Genomic DNA, 20,399 nt, shown 5'->3' with positions numbered 1-20,399 from the left:
TATCTCATTCAACATCTTTGTATGCTGATCCACCGCTTTCGCGAGCAGGCTCGCTCCCACAGGGGGTTATTGGTGACCTGGAAATTCGCGGTGCATCTGCTCCAGCAACGCATCCTTGTCCAGCCACAGCTGATTGATCCAGCCCTGGAACTGCAATCGATACTCGCCGTCCTGATCGTAGTTCTTGCCGATGAAGGCCGGCGGGATTTTGATTTCTTCAAAATGCACCACCACATCGCGCACATTGCCGCAGAGCAAATCCCAGAACCCCGGACGCCCGGCCGGATAATGAATCGTCACATTGACGATTGATTCCAGCTGTTCGCCCATCGCATCGAGCACAAAGGCGATCCCGCCGGCCTTGGGCTTGAGCAGGTACTTGAACGGTGACTGCTGCTGCGCATGCTTGCCTGCGGTGAAGCGTGTGCCTTCGACGAAGTTGAAAATTCCCACCGGGTTATGCCGGAATTTCGCGCAGGTCTTGCGCGTGGTTTCTAAGTCCTTGCCTTTCTTCTCCGGGTGTTTTTCCAGGTACGCCTTGGAGTAGCGCTTCATGAACGGAAAGCCCAGCGCCCACCAGGCCAGGCCAATCACCGGCACCCAGATCAGCTCCTGCTTGAGGAAGAATTTCAGCGGTTGGATCTTGCGGTTGAGCACGTATTGCAGCACCAGAATATCCACCCAGCTCTGGTGGTTGCTGGTGATCAGGTACGAGTGCTGATAGTCGAGACCTTGCAGGCCGCTGAGGTGCCAGCGGGTGCGCCGTACCAGATTCATCCAGCCCTTGTTGTTGCTGATCCACGCCTCGTGGGTGTGGCTCATCAGCCAACCGGCGATGCGCTGGGTAAAGGCAAACGGCAAAGCCTTGACCAGCGCCACGCAGAACAGGAACGAGCACAGCAGAATCGTATTGAGCGCCAACAGCAGCGAGGCGATTACGCCGCGCACGGGTGCGGGTAGAAAATCCAGCATTTACACATCCATAGGTCGGTTGGCGGCTTGAATTGCGGTGAGCGCGATGGTGTAGACGATGTCATCGACTTGCGCGCCGCGCGGCAGGTCGTTCACCGGTTTGCGCAGGCCTTGCAGCATCGGCCCGAGGCTGACGCAATCGGCGCTGCGCTGCACGGCTTTGTGCGTGGTGTTGCCGGTGTTCAGATCGGGGAACACAAACACCGTGGCGCGCCCGGCGACCTGACTGTTCGGCGCCAGTTGCCGCGCCACGTCGGCGTTGGCGGCAGCGTCGTACTGCAACGGGCCGTCGATCAACAGCGAGTTTTGTTGCTCATGGGCGAGCAGAGTTGCCTCGCGGACTTTCTCGACTTCTTCACCGCGCGCCGATTCGCCGCTGGAGTAGCTGATCATCGCCACCCGTGGGGTAATGCCGAATGCGGCCGCCGAGTCAGCGCTTTGCAGGGCGATCTCGGCCAGTTCCGCGGCGCTCGGGTGCGGGTTCATCACGCAGTCGCCGTAGACCAGCACTTCTTCCGGAAAAAGCATGAAGAACACCGACGACACCAGCGTGCAGCCCGGTGCGGTCTTGATCAGTTGCAAGGCCGGGCGGATGGTGTTGGCGGTGGTGTTGATTACCCCGGAGACCAGGCCGTCGACCTCGTCCAGCGCAAGCATCATGGTGCCGATCACCACCGTGTCTTCCAGTTGCTGCTCAGCCATCGGAGCGTTGAGGCTTTTGCTCTTGCGCAGAGCGACCATCGGCTCGACGTAACGCTCGCGGATGTGGTCCGGGTCAAGGATTTCCAGACCCGGCGGCAGCACGATGCCTTGGGCGCGGGCGACCGCTTCGACGTCTTCGGGTTTGGCCAATAGCACGCAGCGGGCGATCCCGCGTTCCTGACAGATCGCCGCCGCTTGCACGGTGAACGGCTCGCTGCCTTCGGGCAGCACGATGCGCTTGTTCGCCGCTTGCGCGCGCTGGATCAATTGATAGCGGAACACTGCCGGCGACAGGCGCATCTCCCGAGGCGTACCGCAGCGCTGGTGCAGCCAGTTGGCGTCGAGGTGGCTGGCGACGAAATCGGTGATGATCTCCGCGCGCTCGCGGTCATCGATCGGGATTTCCTTGTTCAGGCCATTGAGCAGATTGGCGGTGTCGTACGAGCCGGTGCTCACCGACAACACCGGCAAACCGGCCTGCAACGCGCCCCGGCACAGGTCCATGATGCGCGGGTCGGGCAGGGTGTCGCTGGTCAGCAGCAGGCCGGCCAGCGGCACACCGTTGATCGCCGCAAGGCTGACGGCGAGGATGATGTCGTCGCGATCGCCCGGCGTCACCACCAGCACGCCGGGCTTGAGCAGCTCGACGGTGTTGCGCATGGTTCGTGCGCAAATGATGATTTTGCTCATGCGCCGGGTTTCGTAGTCGCCCGCGTTGAGCACTTGCGCGCCCATCAGGTCGGCGACGTCGCGGGTGCGCGGCGCATTGAGTTCCGGCTGAAACGGGATGCAGCCAAGCAAGCGGAAATCACCGCTGCGCAGCAACGGCGAATGTTCCTTCAGACGCGTGGCGAAGGCGTCCATGCTCTCGTCGGTCTTGACCTTGTTGAGGATCACCCCGAGGACCTTCGGATCCTTCGGGCCGCCGAACAATTGAGCCTGAAGCTCGACACGGCCAGAAAGCTCGGCGAGCACTTCGTTTTCCGGCGCCGAGACCAGAATCACCTCGGCATCCAGGCTCTTGGCCAGGTGCAGATTGACCCGCGCGGCGTAACTGGCGCTGCGGGTCGGCACCATGCCTTCTACCACCAGCACGTCTTTGCCGACCGCCGCTTGCTGATACAGGGCGATGATTTCTTCGAGCAATTCGTCGAGCTGACCGTCGCCGAGCATGCGTTCGACGTGCGCCAGCCCCAACGGCTGCGGCGGTTTCAGGCCATGGGTGCGCGCCACCAGTTCGGTGGAACGCTCAGGGCCAGTGTCGCCCGGATGTGGCTGGGCGATCGGTTTGAAGAAGCCGACTTTGAGACCGGCGCGTTCAAGCGTGCGCACCAGCCCGAGGCTGATGGAGGTCAGACCCACGCCAAAATCGGTGGGGGCGATAAAAAAAGTTTGCATGGGAATTCTCTATGCAAGGGTGTCAGCCTATGTCTGGCCGACTACCGAAATTCAGTCGCCAAGGTTAGCGCTAACCGAGCCTTGTGCACACCAACCGCAGGCAAAGGGTTGACCTGTTTTTTCAATACGTTGCGCCGGATCCAGGACCCAGGCGCGGGTTTGCCACGGCGGCTGGTGGCGCAGGTGCTGGGTGTGGCCACAGGAAAGCTCGACCACCCAATGGCCATCTTCGTCCTGATGGAAGCCGGTGATGGTCGAAACCCGTTTGTCCGGGTTGTGGTCGCTTTCACGCGATTGCTTCGCTAAACTTGGCCTTTCTATATTCTTATGCAAAAGGTCTCGCCCCATGCTGATCGCCGCCAATAAGGCTGTCTCCATCGACTATACCCTGACCAACGACGCTGGTGAGGTCATCGACAGCTCCGCCGGCGGCGCTCCGCTGGTTTACCTGCAAGGCGCAGGCAACATCATCCCGGGCCTGGAAAAAGCCCTTGAAGGCAAAGCTGTCGGCGACGAGCTGAAAGTAGCCGTTGAGCCGGAAGACGCTTACGGCGAATACGCCGCCGAGCTGGTCAGCACCCTGAGCCGCAGCATGTTCGAAGGCGTTGACGAGCTGGAAGTCGGCATGCAGTTCCACGCTTCGGCGCCGGACGGCCAGATGCAGATCGTCACCATCCGTGATCTGGACGGCGACGACGTCACCGTTGATGGCAACCACCCTCTGGCCGGTCAGCGCCTGAACTTCGAAGTGAAGATCGTTGATATCCGTGACGCCAGCCAGGAAGAAATCGCTCATGGTCACGTCCATGGCGAAGGTGGCCATCACCACTGATTTTCTGCGCTAAGCTTCGAGTACTGGAGAGGCGCCTGTGGGCGCCTTTTTAGTCCGCGGCTGTCCTTGGTGGCCTCGCCAAGTGGCTGTTTCGAGTAGAACACGAGAATCCTGGAGTTCGGCATGAGTGCTTTTCACGACCTTAAGTTGACAGCCCTGGATGGTCAGGAGCTACCGCTGGCGCCGTTCAAGGGCCAAGTCGTGCTGGTGGTCAACGTGGCCTCCAAATGCGGCTTGACCCCTCAGTACGCGGCACTGGAAAACCTCTACCAGCAATACAAAGATAAAGGCTTTGCTGTGCTGGGCCTGCCGTGCAACCAGTTTGCCGGTCAGGAGCCAGGCTCGGAGAAAGAAATCCAGGAGTTTTGCAGCCTCAACTATGGCGTGACCTTTCCGTTGTCGAGCAAGCTCGAAGTCAATGGCCACGAGCGGCATCAGTTGTATCGCCTGCTGGCGGGCGAGGGCGCCGAGTTTCCCGGTGACATCACCTGGAACTTCGAAAAGTTTCTGCTCGGCAAGGATGGCCGGGTGCTGGCGCGGTTCTCGCCGCGCACCGCGCCGGATGATCCGACAGTGATTGCCGCGATCGAAAAAGCCTTAGCCTGAATCAGAAAATCGCAGCATTGAGCTGCGATTTTTTTTGCCTGCCTTTTGACCCTTAATCATTCAGATCAATAGTGCTGTCACGCAAAGGACGTGGCGGATATTATCGCCGTCATATCGATTCATGCCTGTCGCCAACGTTTTCGTGGAGCCTCTCGATGCCTGTTCAAGCCCTGTTCAAACCGTTCCATCTCGGTGCCCTCGAACTGCCGACCCGCGTGGTCATGGCGCCAATGACCCGTTCGTTTTCGCCGGGCGGTGTGCCGAATTCCAAAGTCATTGAGTACTACCGTCGTCGTGCGGCCGCCGGGGTTGGTTTGATCATCACCGAAGGCACCACCGTCGGCCACATCGCGTCCAATGGCTATCCTAACGTGCCGCAATTTTTCGGTGATGCGCCGCTGGCCGGCTGGAAAAAAGTTGTCGACGCCGTGCACGCCGAGGGCGGCAAGATCGTCCCGCAACTGTGGCACGTCGGCAGCGTACGCCGCCTCGGCACCGAGCCGGACGCCAGCGTGCCGGGCTACGGTCCATCGGAAAAACTCAAGGATGGTCAGGTCGTGGTGCACGGCATGACCAAACAGGACATTCAGGACGTGATCGCCGCGTTCGCCCAGGCCGCCAAAGATGCGCAAAGCATCGGCATGGACGGTGTGGAAATCCATGGCGCCCACGGCTATCTGATCGACCAGTTCTTCTGGGAAGGCAGCAACCAGCGCAGCGACGAATACGGTGGCAGCCTGGCCAACCGTTCGCGTTTTGCCATCGAATTGATTCAAGCAGTGCGCGCAGCCGTCGGTGAGGGTTTCCCGATCATCTTCCGCTTCTCGCAATGGAAGCAGCAGGATTACACCGCGCGTCTGGTACAAACCCCCGAAGCGCTGGGCGAGTTTCTCAAGCCGCTGTCAGACGCTGGCGTGGACATTTTCCATTGCTCGACCCGACGCTTCTGGGAGCCGGAGTTCGACGGCTCGGATCTGAACCTCGCTGGCTGGACCCGCAAGCTGACCGGCAAACCGACCATCACCGTGGGCAGCGTCGGCCTGGACGGCGAGTTCTTGCAGTTCATGGTCAACACCGACAAGGTCGCGCAACCGGCCAGCCTGGAAAACCTGCTGGAGCGTCTGAACAAAGAAGAGTTCGACCTGGTAGCGGTGGGCCGTGCGCTGCTGGTCGATCCGGACTGGGCGCAGAAAGTCCGTGAAGGGCGTGAGCAGGACATTCTGCCGTTCAGTCGTGAGGCGTTGATGACCCTGGTCTAAGCTGCGCCAGTTCGAACCATTCGCGAACAGGCTCACTCCCACCTTCGACCGCATTCCATCTGAAAGAATGCAGTACCCATGTGGGAGCGAGCCTGCTCGCGAAAGCTGTTTCTAAGTCGCCGAAAATCTAAGGTTGTGTCTGCGCCCCAGGCACCACCAGCTCCCCCACACAAGCCCCACGCAAATAACCCTCGAACTGCTCGATAATCGCCGCCCAGCCCTGGCGACTGCCATGCTGCCGCGCATTCAGCCGCACACAGCGCAACCGCTCATCCTCCTCCAGTAACCACGCCGCCGCTTCGCAAAACGCCTGCTCATCGCCGGGCATGGCTGACACGCCGTTGTAGCCGTGGCGAATATGCTGCGCCGCGGCTGCCTGATCATAGGCAACGACGCCGAGTCCCGAAGCCAGGGCTTCCAGCACCACATTGCCGAAGGTTTCGGTCAGGCTGGGAAATACGAACAGATCTCCTGAGGCGTAGTGCGCCGCCAGGGCTTCTCCCCGCTGCGCGCCGCAGAAGATCGCCTCCGGCAGTTCTTTTTCCAGCGCCGAACGCTGCGGGCCATCTCCGACCACGATCAGCTTCAGATGGCGCTGTGGATAAGTTTCGCGCAGACCTTCAAAGCAGTGTTTGAGCAGGCCCAGATTTTTCTCCGGGGCGAGCCTTCCTACGTGGATGACCGCGATATCCGTCTCAGAGAGTCCCCATTGCTCACGCAACGCGGTCTGACGTTTGCTCGGATGAAACAACTGGCTGTCCACACCCCGCGACAACAACGCCAGCCGCTCGAAATGCCGCCGCTCCAGTTCCAGGCGCTGACTGACGCTCGGCACCAGAGTCATTGCCGAACGATTGTGAAACCAGCGCAGGTAATGAGTGAGCATCCGCGTCAGCAGACCGAGGCCGTACTGGCTGGTGTATTGCTGGAAGTTGGTGTGAAAACCGCTCACCACCGCAATCCCCAGGCGCCGTGCGGCGCGCAGTGCCGACAACCCGAGCGGGCCTTCCGTGGCGATGTACAGCACATCCGGCCGCTGGCGTTTCCAGCGGCGCAGCAGTTTATGCATCGACGACTGGCCCCATTGCAGTCCCGGATAGCCCGGTAGTGGCCATCCGCGACACAGCAACAGTGCATCGTCTTCGCTGCGTTGCGGATCGGTGGCCTGGCGCGGGCGCACGAGCTCTACCTGATGCCCACGTGTGCGCAAACCCTCGCACAAGCGGCCAAGGGTATTGGCCACGCCGTTGATTTCCGGTGGGAAGGTTTCGCTGATGAGGGTGATATGTAGAGCTGTCGTCATGACCTCAGTGTCGGCTGAGGCCATGTCGAGCTTGTTACGGTCGGATGATGGATTTGTGACGCGATCAGTGTTGGATCACCAGATTTTCGGCACCACGCTCGCGCACCCAGAACAACGTCGCCCCGGCTACCGCCGCCGGCATCATCAGGATGTTGACCACCGGAATCAGCAGCACCAGATAGACGATCCCGCCAAAACTCATGCTCTGCCAGCGCTTCTGCCGCAGCCAGGCCAGCATCTCGTTCCAGCCCAGTTTGTGGTTGTCCGCCGGGTAGTCGATGTACTGGATGGCCATCATCCACACGCCGAATAGCAGCCATAACGGCGCGGCGACGATATTTACCACCGGGATGAACGACAGGATGAACAGGCCGATGGCGCGCGGCAGGAAGTAGCCGAGCTTGCGCATTTCCCGGGTGAGGGTGCGCGGGATCATCGCGATCAGTTCGCCCCAGCTGAACGCCGGGAAATCATCAGTGCCGCGCACCACCACTTCGACTTTTTCCGCAAGGAAGCCGTTGAACGGTGCGGCAATGATGTTGGCGAGCATGGTGAAGGTGAAAAACACCATCAAGGCCACTAGGACCACGAACAATGGCCAGAGGATATAGCTGAGGAAACTCAGCCATTCAGGCAACGACGGCATCAGCGTGTCGACCCACAGGCTGAACTGGTGGCCGGCCAGATAGATCAATCCGACGAACAGCACCAGATTGATCGCCAGCGGCAACAACACGAACAGGCGCAGGCCAGGGCTCAGGACCAGTTTGAGGCCTTCGCGCAGGTATTGCGGGCCGGACAGAACAGGGGCGGGCATAAGGTGCTCCGAAGCAAGGGAAAACGCGCCGACGTTACCGGCTTTGCCCTAGCGGCGAAAGCGCGGCAGAGCAATCGACATTCACTGTAACAAAGAGGTCTATCTCGTCAGCGTCTCGGCATAGAGACCACCTATGAGCTGGATTGTTAAACCGTATTTCCTTAATCTTGCCCCCCTCGATACGCTGCACCCAACTTTTTACAGGACTGTCGAGTTCAAGCCTTCCCCAAGGTGTCCACGGTCCTTTTTTATTCCGCCGGCCGTCCGGCGTCCGCGCCAGATTTTTCATGGCCGGCCAACAGGAGCAGATTCATGTCTGAAGTCCGTCATTCGCGAGTGATCATTCTCGGTTCCGGCCCCGCCGGCTACAGCGCTGCGGTCTACGCGGCCCGCGCCAACCTCAAGCCACTGCTGATCACCGGTATGCAGGCCGGCGGTCAACTGACTACCACCACCGAAGTCGACAACTGGCCGGGTGATGTTCATGGTCTGACCGGCCCGGTGCTGATGGAGCGCATGCGCGAGCACGCCGAGCGTTTCGAGACCGAGATCGTATTCGATCACATCAACGCCGTGGACTTCGCTGCCAAGCCGTACACCCTGACCGGCGACAGCGCCGTCTATACCTGCGATGCATTGATCATCGCCACCGGTGCCAGCGCCCGCTACCTGGGCCTACCGTCGGAAGAAGCGTTCATGGGCAAAGGCGTGTCGGCCTGCGCGACCTGCGACGGTTTCTTCTACCGCAACAAGCCGGTCGCTGTGGTTGGCGGTGGCAACACCGCTGTCGAAGAAGCGCTGTACCTGGCCAACATCGCCAGCACCGTGACTCTGATTCACCGTCGCGAAACCTTCCGCGCCGAGAAGATCCTGATCGACAAGCTCAACGCCCGTGTGGCTGAAGGCAAGATCATCCTCAAGTTGAACGCCAACCTGGACGAAGTCCTCGGCGACAACATGGGCGTCACCGGTGCGCGTCTGCGCAATAACGATGGCAGCTTCGACGAAATCAAAGTCGACGGCGTGTTCATCGCCATCGGCCACACCCCGAACACTTCGCTGTTCGAAGGCCAGTTGACCCTGAAAGACGGTTACCTGGTTGTGCAGGGCGGCCGCGAAGGCAATGCGACGGCCACCAGCGTCGAAGGCATCTTCGCTGCCGGTGACGTGGCTGACCACGTTTACCGTCAGGCCATCACCTCGGCCGGCGCCGGCTGCATGGCGGCACTGGACACCGAGCGCTACCTGGACGGCCTGCAGAACGCCACGTTCTAAGACCGCAGGGCACAAAAAAAACCGGCCAGAGATTGGCCGGTTTTTTTGTGCACGCTCTTCCTGCTCCAACGCAATTCGATCGTTCCCACGCTCTGCGTGGGAATGCAGCCCGAGACGCTCTGCGTCCCAAAGCGGACGCAGAGCGTCCAATGAGGCATTCCCACGCGGAGCGTGGGAACGATCCGAATCCCGTTGTTAGCGACGGGTCAGGGGTTGTGCGGTGAATTCAACCCCGGCCAGGCCGTGCTTGATCAACGCGCGGATATTGCTGTGATCGCTGCCCTCAGGCGTCGCCAGCACCGAACGGTAATGCTCGCCGAACGCCAGCAGCGCTTCTTCATCACTCAGACCCTCAAGCAATGCCAGGCCCAGTGTCTTGCACGAACCTTCGTTCTGCCCGGCAGCGTTTTCCACGCCGCCGTTGTTGAATGCTTGCGGCTGGTAGTCGTAACCGGCGGCGATGAACGCCAGGGTGTCGGCGAAAACATGCTCGCCACTCTTGAGCCTGGCGCGCAGGGTGTTCAGATCAGTCATTGGGTTTTCCTTTGGCAAACGCCGCTTGTTGTTCGGCGCTGGCTTCTTGCTGGTATTGGGCTTTCCACTCGGCGTAGGGCATGCCATACACCACTTCGCGGGCGTCATCGAGGCTGACCTCGATCTGGCGTTGATCGGCTTCGGCCTTGTACCACTTCGACAGGCAGTTGCGGCAGAACCCGGCAAGGTTCATCAGGTCGATGTTCTGCACGTCCTTGCGGCTGTCGAGGTGGGCGACCAGTCGGCGAAAGGCGGCGGCTTCGAGTTCCAGGCGTTGTTGATCAGTCATGGGGGTCTCTTCGAGACAGCTTTGAGCGGCAAGCTTCAAGCTGCAAGATGGGTGTCTGTGAGCAAAGTTTACAGCTTGCGGCTTGAGGCTTGAAGCTAGCGACTCGCCGCGAGCGTAATCGATACCGACTCGGCGAAGCGCAGGGCGTGCGGTTTGTCGACTTCGACTTCGGCGTACAGCACCGATGCATTGGTCATCACCAGGTCGAGCAATTCCTGGGTCAGGCGTTCGAGCAGGGCGAAGCGGTTACCTTCGACGTGGGCGATGATCGCTTTGGTGATGGTGCGGTAATTCAGCGCGTGGTCGATGTCGTTGTCACGCACCGCCTCCTGCGCCGCGTACAGAATGGTCAGGTTGATCAGCACATCCTGCTTGTTGAGGATTTCGTCCTCGTTGATGCCGATAAAGGTGCGCAGGCGCAGATCCTTGACCCGGATGCGCGCCATCCCCGGTTGAAGTTGTGGCATTGATTTGCTCCGTCCAGTCTATTGCAGGCGTTCTGGTGGATCTTACTCGACTCGCGGCCGAAGCGGGACGGCCTATTTGACGTGCCGTCCACCGTTGACGGTGAGGGTCGTGCCGGTGACATAGGGATTGTCGAGCAGATAGCGCAGGCTCTGATAGATCACCTCGCTGCCGGGCTCGATACCCAACGCGGACTTGGCCAACGCCTTGGCGCGGTACGCCGCGTCATCGTCTGGGTTGAACAATAACAGCGCCGGGGCGATGCCGTTGACCTTGATGGCCGGCGCAAAGCGCGCGGCAAACGACAGGGTCAGACTGTCGAGCCCGGCCTTGCTGGCGCAATAACCGATGTGCTTGCTGCTGCCTTTGCGGGTGACATCGTCGCTGATGTGGATGATGTCGGCAGGCGTCGAGCGCTGCAGCAACTCGGCGCAGTGCAGGTTGATCAGGTAAGGCGCGAGCATGTGAATGTTGAACATGCGATTGAAGGCTTGTGCTTCGCTGCCCTGGGTTTCCGCCAGCCATTCGGAGGCGTTGTGCACGACGGCGCGCAAGCTGTCGGTGTGGGCTTTCAGCGCGTCGATGAAGGCAAGAATCCCGGCCTCGCTGGAAAAGTCCGCGAACAGCGCTGTCGCGCCAAGATCGCGAAGTGCCTGCACGCCCGGTCGCTCGGTGCGGTAAGTGAAAATCAGCGGGTGGCCGTCCTCGATCAAGCGCTGCGCGCAGTGCAAGCCGACACGCTGGCCGGCGCCGGTGATGAGGATCGGGGCTGCGGAATCTGGCATGGGCGGCTCGCATCGCGGTTGAAGCGAAAACTATAACAGGCTCGCCGCCCGCAGCAGATCAGCGATTTTGCGCCGACGGTGTGGCCGCCAGTGGCCGGGTCGGCGTGCTGTTCAACCAGTTCGCCAGCAGGCGCGTCGACAACGGGATGAAGAAATACACCATCAGCGGCGTCAGGCACGCCGTGCCGATCAATATCCGCGGCAACAGGCTCAACTCAGCCAGCAGCGGGCCGAGGATAAAGTTGAAAATCAGCGACACCGGGAAAAACGCGAGCCAGATCGCCACGGCCTGTTTCCAGCGCGGTGGGCGTTGCCCGGCAGCACCAAACCAGCCTTCAATGCCGCTGACCCGGTGCTCCTTGGGATGTTCGAACAAATCGCTGCCGCGGTTCAGCCAGGCGGTACGCGACGCCGAGTATTCCCAAGCATGCAGGGTCTGCTCATCGACAAAGCGAAAGATGATCTGGAATTCGTTGTCACCGGGCGGTGGCGCAAGGACGCCGGAACCCAGGTAGCCGGGGAAGTCGGTGGCCAGTTGTTCGCCTTCGCGCAACCATGCAATGAGATCGTGATAGCGGCCATCAGCGACGCGACGCGCTACCATCAACGTAACGGGGGAAGTAGACATTTTGTATCTCCGTATTTCGAGCGCGTCGTTCCGGGTAGGAGCTTCGCCTGACGCAGGCCGGGGTAGAGGCCTGCGCTTTACAACAAGCAAGGATTATTCCTGATTTTGTCGATTAAACCAGCCATATTCGTCGCAGATCACTACTTGAAGGTTTCCAGTCCATCATGTTTAAAATGGGATCCAATAAACCGACATGGAAGTTGACCGCCAGATGCCTGTAATCACGGATACTCGCCCGGCCTCAACAGCACCCGGCACGCTCGAACGCGAAGAGCTGTTCCCCATCCGCGAAGTGGCGCGCCTCACCGGCGTCAATCCGGTGACCCTGCGGGCCTGGGAGCGTCGCTACGGATTGATCCAGCCGACCCGCACCGAAAGCGGGCATCGTTTGTATTCCATGAACGATATCGAGCGTGTTCGCAGCATCGTCGACTGGATCGATCGCGGCGTGGCCGTGAGCAAAGTCGGCAAGATCCTGGCGAAAACAGAGCCTCTGAAGGTGCTGGCAAACTTTATCCCCGATGATCATGTGCAGGCCGATTACAAGCAATGGCAGGAGCAGGTTCAGCAGGCGGTCAGTGAGTTCGACGATCAGCAGCTGGATCGCGTCTACGGACAGATTTTCTCGTCGTACACGCTGCCAGTGGTGTTCGAAGCCATCATCATGCCGTTGTGGCGGCAATTGCTGCAGCGCCAGGACGCTTTCGGGCAAACCAGCGAATGGTTGTTTCTCGACGGATTCCTCAGGGCGCGCGTGCTGCAGCGCATCGTCATGCTGCGGGGGGCTCAACCGCGCCGGGTGGTCGTCAGTGCGCTTGCGGGGCAATGCAGAGAGCTTGAGTTGCTGGTCGCGGCGCTGTTTCTCAGTGGCAACGATTCTGGCGTGCGGGTGCTGACCACGGGCCAGCCTTTCGATGAATTGACGCTGGTCTGCGAAAAGGTCAAGCCTGACGCGCTTGTGCTGTTTTCAAACCATGCCCCCGGTCCGGAGCTGCCCCGGCGCCTGAATCGTCTGGCACTGAGTCTGGATTGCCAATTAATGTTGGCCGGCGATGCCTCGGAACTGGCCGAAGACAGCCTGGCCGGTTCATCGGTGGCATGCCTGGGAAATGAGGGCGCGACAATGCGTCAACGCATGAAGCAATTCATGGCAGGCAAACTGGATACCTGAAACTCAGGCGTGAAGGGCGGGGTGGGTCAGGCGATGCTGTTGCAGGATGAACTGGCGCAAGCGCTCGGTTTCGTCGGCATCGGTCTGGCTCAGTTCGTAGGCGAAGAAACCTTGCTCGGTCTCACGCTCGAAATGGCCGCGCAACGAAATGCGCTCATAACCGGAAGGGCTGAACCACAGGGCGAAATGTTTCGGTGGTTTGGTCTTGTTGCGCACTTCCAGCAACACACCTTTGTGCGATACCTCGTGTACCCACAGCGTGCCGGGCTGGCCTTTGGCGTTTTCCAGCGCCACCGGCTCTTCCAGTACCAGGCGCCATGGGCGCACCATCGGGCCGTCTTCGTAGATGCTCGGCACACCGAGACGCAGATGCAGCGCGTGGAACTCGTCTTCCACCAGATGCAGCGGGAAAGTCATCTGTTGATTTTCGAAGTTGGCCTGGATCGTCACCTGCTCGTGAGCAGCCAGACGTGTCAGCAGGTCACGGATCTGCGAGCCACCATTAACCAGCAGACTCGACGTTGCATCCCGCACGTTAAGTTGCGGGTTGTGCTGCATGGTCTGGATGAAATCCAGCTCGTCCTGGGTGAGGAGGGCGTCGCGCTGCATGGCTAACTCGAAGTGAATAGTTACAAAGTCATTGGTGATTGTAGTTAATGACCATCAGTTCGCGGTTTTGTTTGCGCCGTTCGTCGCTTTCAACGCCGCTAGCTCGCTTTGCAGCGCCGCCACTTGTGCTTCCAGCTGCACAACCCGCTGCTGCGCCTTGACCTGAAGCGTTACATCTTTTTGCACGCCGATGAAATAAGTCTGCCCGTCATCGGCATTTTTTATCGTCGACAATGACAATTCGTTCCAGAACGGCGTGCCATCCTTGCGATAGTTGCGCAGGATCTCCCGGCAGGAACCGCCTTCACGCAATGTCTCGCGAATCAGCTGCAGACTTGGTTGATCACGGTCTCCAGCCTGCAAAAAACGACAGTCCTGGTAGAGGATCTCCTCACTGCTATAACCGGTCATGCGCTCGAAGGCAGGGTTGACGTAAATAAGGATGTTGTCCTGCTCGCCTTCCTTTTCAGCGACCACGATTCCGTCATTCGACGCATTAATCACCATTTGCAGCAGGCTGGCGTTGATCATCCGAGAATCCCTTCCGTTATGTCAGTGGCAGGCATTCTAGAAGAAAGCCGCGGACTGTCTATAGGCCAGCAGCTTGCATTGAGAGCCAATCGCAACTTCGCGGCGTGGGGCTGTTACTATCGCGGCTCTTTTTTTCAGTTTCAGGATCAGATTGATGAAAGTCGCCATCCTCTCCGGTTCGGTCTACGGCACCGCCGAAGAAGTCGCCCGCCACGCCCAGAACCTGCTGAAAGCCGCCGGCTTTGAAACCTTCTACAACTCGCGCGCCGCGTTGGCCGATATTCAGGCGTTCGGTCCCGAGGCCCTTCTCGCTGTGACTTCGACCACTGGCATGGGCGAGCTGCCGGACAACCTGCAACCGTTGTATTCGACCCTGCGCGATCAGTTGCCTGCTTCGTTGCGCGGCCTGCCCGGCGCGGTGATCGCCCTCGGTGATGCCAGCTACGGCGACACCTTCTGCGGCGGTGGCGAGCAGATGCGCGAACTGTTTGCCGAACTGGGGGTAAACGAGGTTCAGGAAATGCTGCGCATCGACGCCAGCGAAAGCGTCACGCCGGAAACCGATGCCGAGCCGTGGCTGGCGCAGTTGATTGAAGCGCTCAAGGGCTGATCGCGGGCAATAATCGCTGCACCTTCTAAGCGTTGTTGCATTGCAACGGATCCAGGCTGTTTGCCCGGCTGACTCGTTCAGTCATCAAGCTGGCTGCCAATGCAACTACGCGATGCCCTGCGCCTGACTAGACTGCTGACACGAGCAGAACAAGAAGAACGCAGAGGTGCATACAGTGAGCGTAGCCCCCGTCCAATCGTCGCCGAACGTCAAAGATCAGGTCAGCGCTGCCGAGTGGCAGACCCGCGTCGATCTTGCCGCCTGTTACCGTCTGGTCGCGCTGCACGGCTGGGACGATCTGATCTTCACGCATATCTCGGCCAAGGTGCCCGGCACCGAAGATTTCCTGATCAATCCGTTTGGCCTGATGTTTCATGAGATCACCGCTTCGAGCCTGGTGAAAGTCGATCAGGCCGGCAACAAACTCATGGACAGCCCGTACGAGATCAACCCCGCCGGTTACACCATTCACAGCGCCGTCCACGAAGTGCGCCACGATGTGGTTTGCGTGCTGCATACGCACACTGCGTCAGGCGTTGCGGTGTCGGCGCAAAGGCAGGGGGTGCTGCCGATCAGTCAACAGTCACTGTTTGTGTTGTCGAGCCTGGCCTATCACGCCTACGAGGGCGTGGCCCTGAGTCATGAAGAAAAGGCGCGCCTGCAAGCCGACCTCGGCGACAACAGTTTCCTCATGCTGCACAACCACGGTCTGCTCACCTGCGGCGGCACGATCGCCGACACTTTTCTGATGATGTTCACCTTCCAGCGAGCCTGCGACATTCAGGTCATGGCGCAGACGGGAGGGGCCGAACTGATCGCTATCGAACCGCAGATTCTCGCCGGCGCCAAGGCAATGATTGCCGGCGTCACCAAAAGCGCTCAAGGCATGGGCGGCGCGCTGGCGTGGCCGGCGCTGCTGCGCAAACTCGACCTGCAGGATCCGGGGTATAAATTCTAATGCCGCTCGCCGAGATTCCTCTGAGTGTCTGGCGCAAGCGCAGCCGGACATTCGTTTTTCATGGCCAGTCGATCCGCTACTGGACAGTCGGGCAGGGTGAACCGTTGCTGTTGATTCACGGTTTCCCCACTGCCAGTTGGGATTGGCATTACCTGTGGCAGCCACTGGCGCAGCGTTATCAGGTGATCGCCTGCGACATGCTCGGTTTCGGCGATTCGGCAAAACCGCGCAATCACACCTATAGCCTGCTGGAACAGGCCGATCTGCAACAGGCACTGCTCGCGCATCTGCAGGTTGAACAAGCGGTGCACATCCTCGCTCACGACTACGGCGACAGCGTCGCTCAGGAACTGCTCGCGCGGCATTACGAAAAACGCATCGAAGTTGCCAGTTGCGTATTCCTTAATGGCGGTCTGTTTCCGGAAACCCATCGTCCGCTGCTGATGCAGAAACTGCTGCTCAGCCCGATTGGCTGGCTGCTCGGCCGCGCCTTCAGTCGTGAGGCGCTGGTCAAAGGTTTCCGGCAGATCTTCGGCGCGCAGACCCAGCCCACTGAAAGCGAACTGGATGATTACTGGAGCCTGGTCGAAAGCAACCATGGCCCGCGCATCCTGCATAAATTGATCACTTACATCCCCGAGCGCCGGGTGCAACGTGAGCGCTGGGTGACGGCCATGCAGCAGGGTGACATTCCCTTGCGGGTGATCGATGGCGCATTTGACCCGATCTCCGGCGTGCACATGGTCGAGCGATATCGCGAACTGATCCCTGATGCAGACACCGTGCTCTTACCCGGCATCGGCCACTATCCGCAAACCGAGGTGCCGGCGCTGGTGCTCAAGCACTATCTGGCGTTTCGCGATCGTCTGGTATTGCCTCCGCGCAAAGTGGCTTACTCCTGATTCTCGCCGAGAGCACGGGCTCTCGGCGTCCTGACACTCGATCATCCCTCAGCCTTATCGCGCACCATTCAGCCGCAGCCGTGTTCGTTGTGACCCAAAGCGCCGTGCCTGACACTCGGGGCAATATCCCTTGGCCTGCTGGAGTTGCCGCGATGAATGAACCTGTGCGTTTCGAAGATAAAGTCGTGATTGTCACCGGCGCCGGTGGCGGCCTCGGGCGTGCCCATGCGCTGCTGTTCGCCAGGCACGGCGCCAAAGTGCTGGTCAACGATCTCGGTGGCTCGACGCAGGGCGAGGGCGCCAATGCTTCGGCTGCCGACCGCGTAGTGGCGGAAATCCGCGAGGCCGGCGGTATTGCCGAAGCCAACCACGACTCGGTGACTGACGGCGACAAACTGGTACAGAACGCCCTCGATGCCTTCGGCCGCGTCGACGTCGTGGTGAACAACGCCGGGATCCTGCGCGACAAGTCATTTCACAAGATGGACGACGCCGACTGGGATCTGGTCTATCGCGTCCACGTCGAAGGCGCCTACAAAGTTACCCGTGCCGCCTGGCCGCATTTGCGCGAGCAAAACTACGGCCGCGTGATTTTCACTGCGTCGACTTCTGGCATTTACGGCAATTTCGGTCAGTCCAACTACGGCATGGCCAAACTCGGGCTGTACGGGTTGACCCGAACGCTGGCGATCGAAGGGCGCAAGAACAACATTCTGGTCAACGCCATCGCCCCGACCGGCGGCACGCGCATGACCGAGGGCCTGATCCCGCCGCAAGTATTCGAGCAACTGAAGCCGGAACTGGTCAGCCCGCTGGTGGTGTATCTGGCCAGCGAGCAATGCCAGGAAACGTCCGGCCTGTTCGAAGTCGGCGGCGGCTGGATGGGCAAGGTGCGCTGGGAACGCAGCCTCGGTGCCGGCTTCGATCCGCGCGAAGGGTTCTCGCCAGAGGATGTGGCGGCGCACTGGCAGCAGATTTGTGATTTCGAAGGCGCGGCGCATCCGAAGGACAATATTGAAGCATTGAAGGAAATGATGGCGAATTTGCAGAAGTATTCGATTTGAGTGAAGAGGCCACCAGGCTCAGGCTTGGTGGCCTCGTGAATTCATGAGTATCTACGTTCAGTAATAAACTTCGGCGCCTTCCAATTTGGTCCCTTGATTGGAATTGGACCATCACCATTTGCCAGCACGCCTTCTTTGAAAAGTTGTGCATATGTCGTTAATAGCTCGCCGCTCGCGATAAGCTCGAATTTATATCGCCCAATCATTCTATCCAAGGATGGGTATGCCATGCCGATGCCGAAAGCCGTCAGTACATCAGCAATTGGTTCGTGCTTGAGAATTTCTTCGATAGGAATCATTGGCCTGTTCCTTTAAGCAATTGTTCATATATGCGTTGCATTTGCTTGTTTCCCGCCCGCAGCGCGTCAGGTGAATAAAGGACATGATCCTCGCTTCCGAGCTTGAAGTCCTCCAGCGTGGCGGTATGGGCATTATTCCAGGCGGGAGATCCGTTTTCGGGCTTGAAGTCATCGCTAAGTCCCATTGCTCGAAATCTTTCCAGTTCACGAATCTCATGGGTGTAATAACGTAAGTCCGTATCAGTAAGCTCCCAGTGGCCGCTTAAGATCTTTTCCAGCCGCTGAATCATGATGTCGTTGGCGTCTGATTGATCGAGCCGACCGATGTGCAGTTTTACCAAGTCTATACCTGACTTTGTAATAACCGCCGTACGCCAATCCAGATCGAGAATCGCTCCTCCCGCCGCCTCTGGATTGAAGTAGCGGCCGCTGTATTTGCCTCTGACTGAAGCTCCTTCATAGGGATTGCTGAACACCACATACAGCGGTGCAATCCCGGAGTCATCAGGGAATACGATAATGAATCTCTCCCAGCCTTCGACGAGGATCGGGTTCAGGTCCAGTCGCCCTTCAAGCGGAAGAATCGGAGCCCCCGAGTACGCGGATGGTCTTTTCCCAAAGATGGGCAATTCAGTCGAGCTGTCTTGCGGTGAAATGGCGGGCGTCCATGTCAGGAAGTCAGTGGGAGAATCCGGTAACGCGACTTCATAAACATCATTGAGCGAGTCATACGCCGCATTCAGGACAGGGATGCTTGAGCGAATATGAAAGTCATCGTTGGTCGCAACAAAGATTTGTACACCGGCATCGATTTGCCGGGCGCCCAAGCCGATATGCATCTCAAATATGCCCCGTTGATCGGCAATTTCACGCAATGCTCCCGCGGGCTCCGACGATAATTCAGCAAGTGGAACGCTCACCACAAACCGCTCGCCGTTGCCCAAGCGTGATGGCATGAGCAGCGCCGCAAACCCGACCAATGCCGGACTGCTCAACAGCGCGGGGCCGCCCGCTTCGAGTGTATGCAGGGCGGTACGCAGCGCTGCGAGAATTGACGAGGATTTTTCCGGACTCAGTACAGCAGCGACTGACGCAAATGAAAAAGCCGGACCAGTCGTTGCCTGCGCGCCGGATGCGGGAAATTCACGCTGAGTTTCGGGTGTTTCCACCCGCTGATCGCGCGATTGCTTTTCGCGTTCAGCCTGGAGGTTCTCTCTCTGGCGCTGAGCCTCTGCCAGTGCCTCCAACTGAGCGCGCTCCGCTGCCTGTTGTCGTTGCGCAGCTCGCGCCGCAAGCCTTGCTTGTTCTGACTCCAGACGCCTTGCTTCTGTCCTTGCCGCCTGTTGAATGCGCGCACGGATTCGTTGTCGCTTGGCCTCGGCGACTGCCATTTGGCGCTTTTGCTCGGCATCTGTTTGCGCTACCTGCTCCCGGCGCATCGCTTCGGCAATGTCACGCTGGCGCTGTTGCTCAGCGGCAATGCGGGCACGTTCTGCAGCTTGGCGTTGCGCCTCTGCCGCTGCCGCCTGGGCCTGTTCCTGGGCTTGTACGGTGGCCAGCCAATTGAGTACGCCAGCCTGTTGCTGGTTGAGCAGCGCCAATGTCTGGCCCAGCAGCCGCGCTTCGTGGGCGGCCCGAAAGGACTCGCTCCACAACGCTCTGCTGCGGACCGCTGCGCCCTGCGCGCGCCGATTGGCCGATGCCTGATTCAGGTAATCCTTGAAGGTTTTTCCCAGTGGATCGCTGCCATAAAAGCGGTTGGCGATGGCAGTCTGCCGTTGAAACTCGGCGCTCTTGCGTTGAATCAAGGTGTTCCTGACGCCCACTTCGCGGGCCAGTGCTGCGGCAGGTGGCAGAGGATTGGTCGGTCCTTCCAGCCTGGTCGCCGCCAGTTCGACCTCAATGGTTTGGGGAATCGAGGCGGTTCTTGCGTTGAATTCCTGTTCCACGGCGACTTGCGTTTCATGCATCAATTCACGCGTCTGCGGATTGGCGCCGGCAGGGCCGAACATGCCGCTGTAGGAGTAATTCATGTCGCGTTCTTTGAATGGTTCGAAGCCATCAGGGCCGAGCTCCCTGATATGTACTGGATCCAGTTCCAACGGTGGAGGCTTTGGCATATTCATGTCCTTTTGAATGTGCGTTTGCACTCGCTCGAAAAGTGCGCACGGATGGCGATGACATCCGTGTCACCAGCGAATGGTTGAGGTGTTTCAAGTTACATCAGAGTGACGGTTATCAAATCCGAGAAGCCCGTCAGTAACAGGGCCTTGTGTCGAAAGGGTTTTCGCTGGTTTTCATCGATGCAGAGGGAATTCGTCCGAGCTTCGAAGAAATGTCTGACGCGCTGATCGGAAGCTTTGCCGAACCGCTATCCAGCCTTTTTAAAC

The 20,399-nt window shown here is 59.4% G+C and carries 23 protein-coding genes; 9 read left to right on the top strand and 14 right to left on the bottom strand.

The window, feature by feature from the left end; genetic code table 11:
* Positions 1–66: 66 nt before the first annotated feature.
* The 3 genes from D8U82_RS00560 to D8U82_RS00550 are packed head-to-tail and all read right to left on the bottom strand — an operon-like array spanning position 67 to position 3,450.
* Positions 67–972 (bottom strand): acyltransferase, encoded by a 906-nt coding sequence (locus D8U82_RS00560; protein ID WP_125927120.1) that lies wholly within the window; start codon positions 970–972, stop codon positions 67–69.
* On the bottom strand, positions 973–3,072 hold the full coding sequence (gene pta, locus D8U82_RS00555) for a phosphate acetyltransferase (RefSeq protein ID WP_024011632.1): 2,100 nt from the start codon (positions 3,070–3,072) through the stop codon (positions 973–975). It abuts the gene before it with no gap.
* Between the two features lie 51 nt (positions 3,073–3,123).
* Positions 3,124–3,450 (bottom strand): DUF3565 domain-containing protein, encoded by a 327-nt coding sequence (locus D8U82_RS00550; RefSeq protein WP_073473919.1) that lies wholly within the window; start codon positions 3,448–3,450, stop codon positions 3,124–3,126.
* Here D8U82_RS00550 and D8U82_RS00545 point away from each other — a divergent pair.
* The 3 genes from D8U82_RS00545 to D8U82_RS00535 all read left to right on the top strand — a co-directional run bounded on the left by D8U82_RS00545 (position 3,419) and on the right by D8U82_RS00535 (position 5,769).
* The gene (locus D8U82_RS00545) at positions 3,419–3,904 is read left to right on the top strand and encodes a peptidylprolyl isomerase (protein ID WP_016771661.1); all 486 of its coding nucleotides are present in this window, start codon (positions 3,419–3,421) and stop codon (positions 3,902–3,904) included. The genes D8U82_RS00550 and D8U82_RS00545 overlap by 32 nt on opposite strands.
* Positions 3,905–4,027: 123 nt before the next feature.
* Positions 4,028–4,510 carry a glutathione peroxidase gene (locus D8U82_RS00540; protein ID WP_016771660.1) on the top strand — a complete coding sequence of 161 codons (483 nt, stop codon included), beginning with the start codon at positions 4,028–4,030 and terminating at the stop codon, positions 4,508–4,510.
* 155 nt (positions 4,511–4,665) lie between these two features.
* A complete protein-coding gene (locus tag D8U82_RS00535; protein WP_122508236.1) occupies positions 4,666–5,769 on the top strand; it encodes an NADH:flavin oxidoreductase in 1,104 nt (367 codons plus the stop codon).
* 127 nt (positions 5,770–5,896) lie between these two features.
* On the opposite strand, the gene D8U82_RS00530 is transcribed toward D8U82_RS00535, so the two are convergent.
* Positions 5,897–7,096: a glycosyltransferase family 1 protein gene (locus tag D8U82_RS00530; protein ID WP_130887176.1), complete on the bottom strand. Its 1,200-nt coding sequence runs from the start codon at positions 7,094–7,096 to the stop codon at positions 5,897–5,899.
* 40 nt (positions 7,097–7,136) lie between these two features.
* On the bottom strand, positions 7,137–7,889 hold the full coding sequence (gene cysZ, locus D8U82_RS00525; protein ID WP_130887177.1) for a sulfate transporter CysZ: 753 nt from the start codon (positions 7,887–7,889) through the stop codon (positions 7,137–7,139).
* A gap of 312 nt (positions 7,890–8,201) precedes the next feature.
* Between cysZ and trxB the strand changes: the two genes are divergently transcribed.
* Positions 8,202–9,164, top strand: coding sequence for a thioredoxin-disulfide reductase (gene trxB / locus D8U82_RS00515; RefSeq protein ID WP_016771656.1), 963 nt, complete (start codon positions 8,202–8,204; stop codon positions 9,162–9,164).
* A gap of 195 nt (positions 9,165–9,359) precedes the next feature.
* Here trxB and D8U82_RS00510 read toward each other — a convergent pair whose 3' ends face one another.
* The 5 genes from D8U82_RS00510 to D8U82_RS00490 form a co-directional block, all read right to left on the bottom strand.
* On the bottom strand, positions 9,360–9,698 hold the full coding sequence (locus D8U82_RS00510; RefSeq protein WP_122881963.1) for a HopJ type III effector protein: 339 nt from the start codon (positions 9,696–9,698) through the stop codon (positions 9,360–9,362).
* On the bottom strand, positions 9,691–9,987 hold the full coding sequence (locus D8U82_RS00505; RefSeq protein ID WP_056782977.1) for a DUF1244 domain-containing protein: 297 nt from the start codon (positions 9,985–9,987) through the stop codon (positions 9,691–9,693). Before D8U82_RS00505 ends, D8U82_RS00510 begins: the two co-directional genes overlap by 8 nt.
* Positions 9,988–10,082: 95 nt before the next feature.
* Positions 10,083–10,454 (bottom strand): dihydroneopterin triphosphate 2'-epimerase, encoded by a 372-nt coding sequence (folX, locus tag D8U82_RS00500; RefSeq protein WP_016771653.1) that lies wholly within the window; start codon positions 10,452–10,454, stop codon positions 10,083–10,085.
* 72 nt (positions 10,455–10,526) lie between these two features.
* Positions 10,527–11,237: a dihydromonapterin reductase gene (gene folM, locus D8U82_RS00495; protein ID WP_110600284.1), complete on the bottom strand. Its 711-nt coding sequence runs from the start codon at positions 11,235–11,237 to the stop codon at positions 10,527–10,529.
* 58 nt (positions 11,238–11,295) lie between these two features.
* Positions 11,296–11,865, bottom strand: a complete 570-nt coding sequence (locus D8U82_RS00490) for an antibiotic biosynthesis monooxygenase (RefSeq protein WP_073473745.1) — start codon at positions 11,863–11,865, stop codon at positions 11,296–11,298.
* A gap of 211 nt (positions 11,866–12,076) precedes the next feature.
* Between D8U82_RS00490 and D8U82_RS00485 the strand changes: the two genes are divergently transcribed.
* Positions 12,077–13,036 carry a MerR family transcriptional regulator gene (locus tag D8U82_RS00485; protein ID WP_038861127.1) on the top strand — a complete coding sequence of 320 codons (960 nt, stop codon included), beginning with the start codon at positions 12,077–12,079 and terminating at the stop codon, positions 13,034–13,036.
* 3 nt (positions 13,037–13,039) lie between these two features.
* On the opposite strand, the gene D8U82_RS00480 is transcribed toward D8U82_RS00485, so the two are convergent.
* Both D8U82_RS00480 and D8U82_RS00475 read right to left on the bottom strand, forming a co-directional pair.
* Complete coding sequence (locus D8U82_RS00480; RefSeq protein ID WP_024011639.1) at positions 13,040–13,645, bottom strand: hypothetical protein; 606 nt, start codon at positions 13,643–13,645, stop codon at positions 13,040–13,042.
* 54 nt (positions 13,646–13,699) lie between these two features.
* Positions 13,700–14,176, bottom strand: coding sequence for a PAS domain-containing protein (locus D8U82_RS00475; RefSeq protein ID WP_125927124.1), 477 nt, complete (start codon positions 14,174–14,176; stop codon positions 13,700–13,702).
* A 154-nt stretch (positions 14,177–14,330) separates the two neighbouring features.
* Here D8U82_RS00475 and D8U82_RS00470 point away from each other — a divergent pair, with 154 nt between their 5' ends.
* The 4 genes from D8U82_RS00470 to D8U82_RS00455 all read left to right on the top strand — a co-directional run bounded on the left by D8U82_RS00470 (position 14,331) and on the right by D8U82_RS00455 (position 17,710).
* Complete coding sequence (locus D8U82_RS00470) at positions 14,331–14,786, top strand: flavodoxin (RefSeq protein ID WP_110646375.1); 456 nt, start codon at positions 14,331–14,333, stop codon at positions 14,784–14,786.
* A 175-nt stretch (positions 14,787–14,961) separates the two neighbouring features.
* Entirely contained in the window at positions 14,962–15,744 is a 783-nt protein-coding gene (locus tag D8U82_RS00465; RefSeq protein WP_130887178.1) for a class II aldolase/adducin family protein, read from the top strand.
* Positions 15,744–16,646 carry an alpha/beta hydrolase gene (locus D8U82_RS00460; protein ID WP_130887179.1) on the top strand — a complete coding sequence of 301 codons (903 nt, stop codon included), beginning with the start codon at positions 15,744–15,746 and terminating at the stop codon, positions 16,644–16,646. The genes D8U82_RS00465 and D8U82_RS00460 overlap by 1 nt, the downstream gene beginning before the upstream one ends.
* A 152-nt stretch (positions 16,647–16,798) precedes the next feature.
* Entirely contained in the window at positions 16,799–17,710 is a 912-nt protein-coding gene (locus tag D8U82_RS00455) for an SDR family oxidoreductase (RefSeq protein ID WP_024011644.1), read from the top strand.
* Between the two features lie 41 nt (positions 17,711–17,751).
* Here D8U82_RS00455 and D8U82_RS00450 read toward each other — a convergent pair whose 3' ends face one another.
* Together D8U82_RS00450 and D8U82_RS00445 are read right to left on the bottom strand one after the other, a co-directional pair.
* Positions 17,752–18,009, bottom strand: a complete 258-nt coding sequence (locus D8U82_RS00450; RefSeq protein WP_122508245.1) for an immunity protein — start codon at positions 18,007–18,009, stop codon at positions 17,752–17,754.
* A complete protein-coding gene (locus tag D8U82_RS00445; RefSeq protein WP_241668026.1) occupies positions 18,006–20,042 on the bottom strand; it encodes an S-type pyocin domain-containing protein in 2,037 nt (678 codons plus the stop codon). The genes D8U82_RS00450 and D8U82_RS00445 overlap by 4 nt, the downstream gene beginning before the upstream one ends.
* Positions 20,043–20,399 lie beyond the last annotated feature (357 nt).

The organism is Pseudomonas sp. Sample_23 (assembly GCF_004307595.1).
GTDB classification, from domain to species: domain Bacteria; phylum Pseudomonadota; class Gammaproteobacteria; order Pseudomonadales; family Pseudomonadaceae; genus Aquipseudomonas; species Aquipseudomonas atacamensis.
The sequence above is the reverse complement of the archived record's forward strand: the minus strand, read 5'-3'. Positions and strand labels throughout refer to the sequence as shown.

Coding starts and splice junctions, on each gene's coding strand:
- pta (WP_024011632.1), bottom strand. CDS start 3,072: ATGCAAACTTTTTTTATCGCCCCCACCGATTTTGGCGTGGGTCTGACC.
- D8U82_RS00540 (WP_016771660.1), top strand. CDS start 4,028: ATGAGTGCTTTTCACGACCTTAAGTTGACAGCCCTGGATGGTCAGGAG.
- D8U82_RS00510 (WP_122881963.1), bottom strand. CDS start 9,698: ATGACTGATCTGAACACCCTGCGCGCCAGGCTCAAGAGTGGCGAGCAT.
- D8U82_RS00550 (WP_073473919.1), bottom strand. CDS start 3,450: ATGGAGACAGCCTTATTGGCGGCGATCAGCATGGGGCGAGACCTTTTG.
- folM (WP_110600284.1), bottom strand. CDS start 11,237: ATGCCAGATTCCGCAGCCCCGATCCTCATCACCGGCGCCGGCCAGCGT.
- D8U82_RS00530 (WP_130887176.1), bottom strand. CDS start 7,096: ATGGCCTCAGCCGACACTGAGGTCATGACGACAGCTCTACATATCACC.
- D8U82_RS00445 (WP_241668026.1), bottom strand. CDS start 20,042: ATGAATTACTCCTACAGCGGCATGTTCGGCCCTGCCGGCGCCAATCCG.
- D8U82_RS00480 (WP_024011639.1), bottom strand. CDS start 13,645: ATGCAGCGCGACGCCCTCCTCACCCAGGACGAGCTGGATTTCATCCAG.
- D8U82_RS00485 (WP_038861127.1), top strand. CDS start 12,077: ATGCCTGTAATCACGGATACTCGCCCGGCCTCAACAGCACCCGGCACG.
- D8U82_RS00490 (WP_073473745.1), bottom strand. CDS start 11,865: ATGTCTACTTCCCCCGTTACGTTGATGGTAGCGCGTCGCGTCGCTGAT.
- D8U82_RS00505 (WP_056782977.1), bottom strand. CDS start 9,987: ATGACTGATCAACAACGCCTGGAACTCGAAGCCGCCGCCTTTCGCCGA.
- D8U82_RS00545 (WP_016771661.1), top strand. CDS start 3,419: ATGCTGATCGCCGCCAATAAGGCTGTCTCCATCGACTATACCCTGACC.
- D8U82_RS00475 (WP_125927124.1), bottom strand. CDS start 14,176: ATGATCAACGCCAGCCTGCTGCAAATGGTGATTAATGCGTCGAATGAC.
- cysZ (WP_130887177.1), bottom strand. CDS start 7,889: ATGCCCGCCCCTGTTCTGTCCGGCCCGCAATACCTGCGCGAAGGCCTC.
- D8U82_RS00450 (WP_122508245.1), bottom strand. CDS start 18,009: ATGATTCCTATCGAAGAAATTCTCAAGCACGAACCAATTGCTGATGTA.
- D8U82_RS00460 (WP_130887179.1), top strand. CDS start 15,744: ATGCCGCTCGCCGAGATTCCTCTGAGTGTCTGGCGCAAGCGCAGCCGG.
- D8U82_RS00560 (WP_125927120.1), bottom strand. CDS start 972: ATGCTGGATTTTCTACCCGCACCCGTGCGCGGCGTAATCGCCTCGCTG.
- trxB (WP_016771656.1), top strand. CDS start 8,202: ATGTCTGAAGTCCGTCATTCGCGAGTGATCATTCTCGGTTCCGGCCCC.
- folX (WP_016771653.1), bottom strand. CDS start 10,454: ATGCCACAACTTCAACCGGGGATGGCGCGCATCCGGGTCAAGGATCTG.
- D8U82_RS00470 (WP_110646375.1), top strand. CDS start 14,331: ATGAAAGTCGCCATCCTCTCCGGTTCGGTCTACGGCACCGCCGAAGAA.
- D8U82_RS00535 (WP_122508236.1), top strand. CDS start 4,666: ATGCCTGTTCAAGCCCTGTTCAAACCGTTCCATCTCGGTGCCCTCGAA.
- D8U82_RS00455 (WP_024011644.1), top strand. CDS start 16,799: ATGAATGAACCTGTGCGTTTCGAAGATAAAGTCGTGATTGTCACCGGC.